Annotated in this window: 7 protein-coding genes; 6 read left to right on the forward strand and 1 reads right to left on the reverse strand. The window is 64.1% G+C overall.

Features of this window, described 5'->3' with window-relative positions; translation table 11 throughout:
- Nucleotides 1-218: 218 nt before the first annotated feature.
- Nucleotides 219-1,433: a glycine C-acetyltransferase gene (gene kbl, locus AC1VXC_RS20465; RefSeq protein WP_481539881.1), complete on the reverse strand. Its 1,215-nt coding sequence runs from the start codon at nucleotides 1,431-1,433 to the stop codon at nucleotides 219-221.
- A gap of 161 nt (nucleotides 1,434-1,594) precedes the next feature.
- Between kbl and AC1VXC_RS20470 the strand changes: the two genes are divergently transcribed.
- The 6 genes from AC1VXC_RS20470 to AC1VXC_RS20495 all read left to right on the forward strand — a co-directional run bounded on the left by AC1VXC_RS20470 (nucleotide 1,595) and on the right by AC1VXC_RS20495 (nucleotide 7,780).
- The gene (locus AC1VXC_RS20470; protein WP_481539880.1) at nucleotides 1,595-3,022 is read left to right on the forward strand and encodes an OprO/OprP family phosphate-selective porin; all 1,428 of its coding nucleotides are present in this window, start codon (nucleotides 1,595-1,597) and stop codon (nucleotides 3,020-3,022) included.
- Nucleotides 3,023-3,034: 12 nt separating this feature from the next.
- Nucleotides 3,035-4,057, forward strand: a complete 1,023-nt coding sequence (locus tag AC1VXC_RS20475) for a sulfate ABC transporter substrate-binding protein (RefSeq protein WP_481539879.1) — start codon at nucleotides 3,035-3,037, stop codon at nucleotides 4,055-4,057.
- Nucleotides 4,058-4,081: 24 nt separating this feature from the next.
- On the forward strand, nucleotides 4,082-4,918 hold the full coding sequence (gene cysT, locus AC1VXC_RS20480) for a sulfate ABC transporter permease subunit CysT (RefSeq protein WP_481539882.1): 837 nt from the start codon (nucleotides 4,082-4,084) through the stop codon (nucleotides 4,916-4,918).
- Entirely contained in the window at nucleotides 4,915-5,856 is a 942-nt protein-coding gene (cysW, locus tag AC1VXC_RS20485) for a sulfate ABC transporter permease subunit CysW (protein ID WP_313173777.1), read from the forward strand. Before cysT ends, cysW begins: the two co-directional genes overlap by 4 nt.
- 7 nt (nucleotides 5,857-5,863) lie before the next feature.
- Nucleotides 5,864-6,907, forward strand: coding sequence for a sulfate/molybdate ABC transporter ATP-binding protein (locus tag AC1VXC_RS20490; protein ID WP_313173778.1), 1,044 nt, complete (start codon nucleotides 5,864-5,866; stop codon nucleotides 6,905-6,907).
- 120 nt (nucleotides 6,908-7,027) lie between these two features.
- Nucleotides 7,028-7,780 carry a TorF family putative porin gene (locus tag AC1VXC_RS20495; RefSeq protein ID WP_313173779.1) on the forward strand — a complete coding sequence of 251 codons (753 nt, stop codon included), beginning with the start codon at nucleotides 7,028-7,030 and terminating at the stop codon, nucleotides 7,778-7,780.
- Nucleotides 7,781-7,912: the final 132 nt, after the last annotated feature.

Raw genomic sequence — 7,912 nt, forward strand, 5'->3', positions numbered from 1 at the left:
CGGCAAGGGGTTTCACCGGTAAGGCCTCTGCCGAGCATGGCTCGGCACTACAGGACAAAACAAATGCCGAGCATGGCTCGGCACTACAGGGCAAAACAAATGCCGAGCATGGCTCGGCACTACAGGGCAAAACAAATGCCGAGCATGGCTCGGCACTACAGGAAAAAAACAGGCGCCCTTGGGCGCCTGTTTTGCCTTCAGACCAAGGGCAGAAACACTCAGCCCTTGATCACGCCGAGCTCCAGGCCAATCCGGGTGAAGGCATCGATCGCGCGGTCCAGATGGGCGCGGCTGTGTGCAGCGCTGATCTGGGTGCGGATACGGGCCTGGCCCTTGGGCACCACCGGGAAGAAGAAGCCAATGGCGTAGATACCTTCTTCCAGCAGGCGCTGGGCGAACTTCTGTGCCAGCGGTGCGTCGTACAGCATCACCGGGCTGATCGGGTGCACGCCCGGCTTCACGTCGAAGCCGGCAGCGGTCATCTTCTCGCGGAAGTAGGCGGTGTTCTCGCGCAGCGTGGCACGCAGGTCATCGGCGGCAGCCAGCATCTCGAACGCCTTGATGCCGGCAGCCACCACATGCGGCGGCAGCGAGTTGGAGAACAGGTAGGGGCGCGAGCGCTGACGCAGCAGTTCCACCACCTCGGCGCTGGCGCAGGTGAAGCCGCCCAGTGCGCCGCCCATGGCCTTGCCCAGGGTGCCGGTGATGATGTCGATCTTGTCCAGTACGCCCTTCACTTCGGCCGAGCCGCGGCCGGTCGCGCCAAGGAAGCCGGTGGCGTGGCATTCGTCGATGTGCACCAGCGCGTTGTACTTCTTCGCCAAGGCGGTGATTTCATCGAGCGGGGCGATGAAGCCGTCCATCGAGAACACGCCGTCGGTGGTGATCAGCTTGGTCTTGCAGCCAGCCGCATCGGCGGCCTGCAGCTGCGCTTCCAGGTCGGCCATGTCGCAGTTGGCATAGCGGAAGCGCTTGGCCTTGCACAGGCGCACGCCATCGATGATGGAGGCGTGGTTCAGCGCGTCGGAGATGATCGCGTCGTTTTCACCCAGCAGCGGCTCGAACAGGCCGCCATTGGCATCGAAGCAGGCGGCGTAGAGGATGGTGTCGTCCTTGCCGAAGAAGTCGGCAATCTGCTTCTCCAGCTGCTTGTGCAGGTCCTGGGTGCCGCAGATGAAGCGCACCGAGGCCATGCCGAAACCATGCGTGTCCAGCGCGTCCTTGGCGGCCTGGATCAGCTCCGGGTGGTCGGCCAGGCCCAGGTAGTTGTTGGCACAGAAATTCAGCACCGTGCGGCCGTCGTCCAGGGTGATCTCGGCCGACTGCGGGCTGGTGATGATGCGTTCGGACTTGAACAGCCCCTGCGCGCGGATGGCGTCCAGTTCCTCGGCGTAGTGCCGGGTCAGCGGGGAGATGTTCGCGGTGTCGGTCATGGCAGGGTCTTGCGGTCAAGTGGAACGCCAATTTTAGCCTTCCCTGTGCCTCGGCGCTGTCGTCATGCGCAAAGGCTATAAGCGCGGCGGCCTAAGTCATTTCTCGGTAGTGGGTGTGCACCCGCAGCATCGTCTGCACACCCACCCACCAGGAGACGCCGATGACCGCCACACGCCCCCCATTCACCCTGCCGACCAGGAAGCTGTTGTCCCTCAGCCTGGCCCTGGCGGCGTGTGGGGCGGGGTCATCGGCGCAGGCGCAGCAACTGACCGTGGAGCAACTGCAGGAGCGCCTGCAACGACTGGAGCGTTTGGCCGGTGTCAGTGATGGCGCGACCGAAGGCGTAGGCCTGGCTGATCTGGATCAGCGTCTGCGTATCCTCGAGCGCCGCCTGGAGCTGGCGGAAGAGGAACGCGTTGCCGCCGCCAAAAGCGCGCCGAAGATCGCCATCGACCAGAAGGGCGCCTCGTTCAAATCGGGCGACGGCAACTACGAGTTGAAACTACGCGGCCTGCTGCAGGGCGATGCCCGCGTGTTCCTGGGCAGTGATGCCAACCAGAACGACACCTTCCTGCTGCGCACCGCACGGCCCACCCTGGAAGGTTCGCTGGGCAAGCTGGTGGCGTACCGCTTTACCCCGGAGTTCGCCGGTGACAGCGCCAGCATCGTCGACGCCTATGCCGATCTGCGTTTCGATCCTGCGTACACGGTACGCGTCGGCAAGTTCACCTCGCCGGTCGGTCTGGAACGGCTGCAGTCATCCTCGGCACTGGTCGATGTGGAGCGCGCGCTGGCCAGTGAACTGGCGCCGAACCGCGACCTCGGTGTACAGCTGCAGGGCGAACTGGCCAAGGGCAAATTCAGCTATGCGCTGGGCGTGTTCAACGGCACCGTCGATGGCCGCGATGCGGTCACCAGCAATCCGGATGACGACTTCGAATATGCGGGACGCGTGTTCTTCGAGCCGCTCAAGGGCAGCAACAGCGCTTGGGCGGGCCTGGGCTTCGGCCTGGGTGCAAGCAGCGGTGAAAAGCATGGCAGCGGCAACAACTATCTGCCGCGCTATCGCACGCCAGGACAGGCCACGTTCTTTGCTTACCGCAGTGCGGTGGTTGCCGATGGCGAGCACCGCCGTTGGTCGCCGCAGGGCTGGTTCTATCGCAATGGACTGGGCCTGCAGGCCGAGTACATCGCCTCGGAACAGGAGGTGGCGCGCAATGGCATCCGCAAGCGGCTGGACAACCGAGCCTGGCAGGCCACCGCCAGCTATGTGCTGACCGGTGAGGATGCCAGCTATCGCGGCGTCACGCCTTCGCGCCCGTTTGGCAACAACGGTGGCCATGGCGCGGTGGAGCTGACTGCACGCTACGGCGAACTGCAGATCGATGATGCGGCATTCCCGTTCTATGCCGACCCGACGGTGTCGGCCTCGCAGGTCCGCTCGTGGACGGTGGGCGCCAACTGGTACCTGACCGCCAACCTCAAGCTGGCGACCAATTACCTGCACAGCAGTTTTGACGCGGCTTCCGCTGGCGCGAAGTTGCCTGATGAAAAAGCTGTTTTCTCGCGCCTGCAAGTTTCCTTCTGACGGAGAGCCCCGATGACACATTCCTATCTTTCACGCCTTGCTACCGCAGCATTGGCGTTCGCCCTGACCTTGAGTGCAGGCGCCGCGTTTGCGCGCGATGTGCAGCTGCTCAATGTTTCCTATGACCCGACCCGCGAGCTGTACCGCGATTTCAACGCCGCCTTCGCCAAGCACTGGAAGGAAACCAAGGGCGACAACGTCACCATCGAAACCTCGCACGGCGGCTCCGGCAAGCAGGCGCGCACGGTGATCGATGGCATTGAAGCCGATGTGGTCACGCTGGCGCTGGCCTATGACGTGGACGCCATCGCCGACAAGGCCAAGCTGTTGCCAGCCAACTGGGAAAGCCGCCTGCCGGACAACAGTGCGCCGTATACCTCGACGATCATGTTCCTGGTGCGCAAGGGCAATCCCAAGGGCATCCGCGATTGGCCGGACCTGCTGCGCAGCGGTGTATCGGTGGTGACGCCGAACCCGAAGACCTCCGGCGGCGCGCGTTGGAATTACCTGGCGGCGTGGGCCTATGGCGACCACATCTTCAAGGGTGATCGCGAGAAGGTGTTGAACTACATGCGCGCGCTGTTCCGCAATGTACCGGTGCTCGATACCGGTGCACGCGGGGCGACGACTACCTTTGTCCAGCGCGGTATTGGTGATGTGTTGCTGGCCTGGGAGAACGAAGCCTTCCTTGCCCAGGAAGAACTGGGCCCGGACAAGTTCGAGATCGTGGTGCCCAAGCTGTCGATCCTGGCCGAACCGTCGGTAGCGCTGCTGGATCGCAACGTCGACCGCCATGGCACCCGCGAGGTCGCCCAGGCCTATCTGCAATACCTGTACTCGCCGGAAGGCCAGCGCATCGCCGCACGCCACTACTACCGCCCGCGTTCGCCGCAATACGCGGCACCAGCTGACGTGGCGCGCTTCCCACAGGTGCAGCTGGTCACCATCCGCAGTGCCTTCGGCTCGTGGGGCAGGGCGCAGGCTGAGCACTTCGCCGATGGCGGTGTCTTCGATCAGATCCAGGCGAGCAAGTAGACCGTGTCAGCAACAGCGCAAACACTGCAGCCGCGTGTGCGAAGCCAACGCCGGGTACTCCCCGGCTTTGGTCTTGGTATGGGCATCACCTTGTTCTGGCTGGGATTGATCGTATTGATCCCATTGCTGGGCGTGTTCCTGAAAGCCGCGGGGCTGGGCCTGGGCGGGATCTGGCAGATATGGACCGAACCGCGTGTGCTGGCCGCGTTGCGGCTGAGCTTTGGCACCGCGTTCGCGGCAGCGGCGTTCAATACGCTGATGGGCACCCTGGTCGCATGGGTATTCGTTCGCTACAGCTTCCCCGGGCGGCGCCTGTTCGATGCCATGATCGATCTGCCGTTTGCCTTGCCGACCGCCGTGGCCGGCATCGCCTTGACTGCGTTGTATGGCGGCCAGGGCTGGATAGGGCAATGGCTGGAGCCATTGGGCATCAAGGTGGCTTACACGCCGTTGGGCATCGTGGTGGCCCTGGTGTTTGTTGGCCTGCCCTTCGTGGTGCGCATCGTGCAGCCGGTATTGGCTGAGGCCGAGCGCGAGTTCGAGGAGGCCTCGGCCACGCTCGGGGCCACACGCTTGCAGACCATCGTGCGAGTGGTGTTGCCAAGCCTGTGGCCGGCGATGCTGACCGGCTTTGCCTTGGCTTTCGCGCGTGGCGTGGGTGAGTACGGCTCGGTGATCTTCATCGCCGGCAACATGCCGAGCGTCACCGAGATCGCGCCGCTGCTGATCACCATCCGTCTTGAGGAGTTCGACTACGCAGGTGCCACCGCCATCGCCGGGGCGATGCTGTTGCTGTCGTTCGTGTTGCTGTTGCTGGTAAATACCTTGCAGGCCCGGCTGCAGCGCAGGGGGATGCGATGAACGAATGGGTGTCGGACTTGCCGGTGGCAATCGCGCGTGATGAGCGGGTGGCCAAGCCGCAGCAGGTGACCAGCGAGCCGCGCTGGGTGCAGGTGCTGCTGATCCTGGGCGCGTTGGGTTTTTTGCTGTCCTTCCTGCTGCTCCCGCTGGTGCTGGTATTCGTCGAGGCGCTGCGTGGCGGTGTGCTGGCGTTCTGGAACGCGATCAGTGATCCGGATGCACTTTCCGCGATACGCCTGACCTTGTTGGTGACAGCAATAGTCGTGCCGTTGAACCTGATTTTCGGTGTGGCGGCGGCATGGGTGGTGAGCAAGCACAGCTTTCCGGGCAAACGTTGGCTGGTGACCTTGATCGACCTGCCGTTCTCGGTATCGCCGGTGGTTGCGGGTCTGGTCTTCATCCTGCTGTTCGGTCGCGATGGTTGGTTCTGGCCGTTGATCGAGGACGGGCTGCGCCTGCACCTGCCCGTGCTGGGCGAAACCCTGCTGCAGCTGCCACGCATCGTGTTCGCGATCCCGGGCATCGTGCTGGCCACGGTGTTCGTCACCTTTCCCTTCATCGCCCGCGAACTGATGCCCTTGATGGAGCAGCAGGGCAGTGATGAGGAACTGGCAGCGCTGACCCTGGGCGCCAATGCCTGGCAGATGTTCTGGAAGGTGACCTTGCCGAACATCCGTTGGGGCCTGTTGTACGGCGTGCTGTTGTGCAGCGCGCGGGCGATGGGTGAGTTCGGCGCGGTGTCGGTGGTGTCCGGGCATATCCGTGGGCGCACCAATACGCTGCCGTTGCATGTGGAGATTCTCTACAACGAATACGCCTACAGCGCTGCGTTTGCCTGCGCATCACTGCTGGCTGCCACCGCCTTGCTGACGCTGGTGGTGAAATCTTTCCTGGAATGGCGCCATGGTCAGTCACTGGCCGCCGCACACCGTCATTGAGGTCGCAATGAACATCCGCATACACAACCTGGGCAAGCAGTACGGCACGTTCCCCGCGCTCGACGGGGTGAGCCTGGATATCCGCAGTGGCGAGTTGCTGGCCTTGCTGGGGCCCTCCGGCTCGGGCAAGACCACGTTGCTGCGTGCACTTGCCGGGCTGGAACATCCCGAGCGTGGTGAGATCCTGTTCGATGGCGAAGACGCAACCGGCCTGAGCGTGCAGGCGCGCCGCGCCGGTTTCGTGTTCCAGCATTACGCCTTGTTCAAGCACCTGGACGTGCGCCGCAATATCGCCTTCGGGCTGGAGGTACGCCGCGGCGCCGAACGTTGGCCGAAGGCGCGCATCGACGCCAAGGTCGATGAGCTGCTGGCGCTGGTACAACTCGACGGGCTGGGCGGGCGCTACCCGGCGCAGCTGTCCGGTGGGCAACGGCAGCGCGTGGCGCTGGCCCGCGCGCTGGCGATCGAACCGCGCGTGCTGCTGCTGGATGAACCCTTCGGCGCGCTGGATGCCCAGGTACGCCGCGACCTGCGGCGCTGGCTGCGCGAACTGCATGACCGCACCGGGCTGACCACGGTGTTCGTCACCCACGATCAGGAAGAGGCGCTGGAACTGGCTGACCGTGTCGCCATTCTCAATCGTGGCCGCATCGAGCAGGTGGGTACGCCGGGCGAGGTGTACGACCAACCGGCGTCCCCGTTCGTGTATGGGTTTGTCGGCGAGGCCAACCGGTTGCCGGCGCGCGCGCAGGGGCAGACCCTGGAAGTGGCCGGAGCACAGTGGCCGCGCACGCTGCCGGTGCCGGAAGGCGAGGCACTGGAGGTATTCGTACGCCCGGAGGATCTGCTGGTCGCGGCCGATGGCCACTGGCAGGCGACGGTGGGGCTGGTGCAGCGCAGTGGCCCGCGCCAGCGCCTGCGCGCACGCCTGGATGGCATAGCAACCGAGCTGGAGGTGGAGTTGCCGCCAGGAGCGCCGGCTTATGCGACGGGACAGTCAATCCGACTCGCTACCCGTCGCTATGGAATCTTTCCACTGGCAGGCGGCTGAATAGGGCAGGGGCGGGGTAACGGGGTGAAATAGATGTTGCATCGCAATATACTTGCGGTTAAATATTTGTGAATCGGGTTCTGTCTGATCCCGATACCCCCACTTCCTGGAGAGATCTGCATGATGCACAACAAGCGTCTTGTCGCCGTGGCCTGTGCCGCCCTGTTGTCCGTTCCGTTTGCCGTCAGTGCCCAGGAGAGTGAGGAATCCACCTCTCCGTTCAGCGCCAGCTTCGGCGTGACCACCGACTACGTGTTCCGTGGCGTGTCGCAGACCGACAACGGCCCGGCGTTCCAGGCCGGCGCCAACTACACCGCGCCGTTTGGTCTGTACGTGGGCGTGTGGGGCTCGAATGTCGATTTCGGCGATGGCGGCCCGAACTTCGAAGTCGATTACAACATCGGTTGGAGCAAGGACCTGAGCGACAGCTGGAACCTGGACCTGGGTGTGAACCGTTACACCTATGAAGGCGCCTCCAGCGGTTACGGCGACATCGACTACAACGAGTACCTGGCCAAGGTGACCTGGAGTGGCCCGGTGACCGTCAGCGGCCTGCTCGGCTACGCCAACGACTACAGCAACACCGGTGCCAAGCAGACCTACAGCGCGCTGGAGGCCAGCTACGACATTGGTGACAGCGGCTTCTCGATCGGCGCTTCGGCCGGTTACACCACGATCAAGGAAAAGGCCAACGAGTGGCCGCGTCGTGCCGATTACTACGATGGCTCGATCTCGGTGTCCAAGGCCTTCGGCCCGGCGACCGCCACCCTGGGCTACTACGACACCTTCGGTTCGGATGCCTCGCTGCTGCGCCGCGAGTCGGACACCTACAAGCCGGGCGTCGTGTTCACCGTGTCGGTGGACGTGCCCTGATCCGAGTATGACGAGTACAGAAAAAGGCGCCGAAAGGCGCCTTTTTCCGTAGTGGCGCCCCCCGGTGGGCGGCCCGGGCGTTCCGGGGTCGCCCAAGCCCCCCCAGGGGGGGGCCAGCCGCGTGCCCCCGCC

Source organism: Stenotrophomonas sp. STEN033, assembly GCF_056856655.1.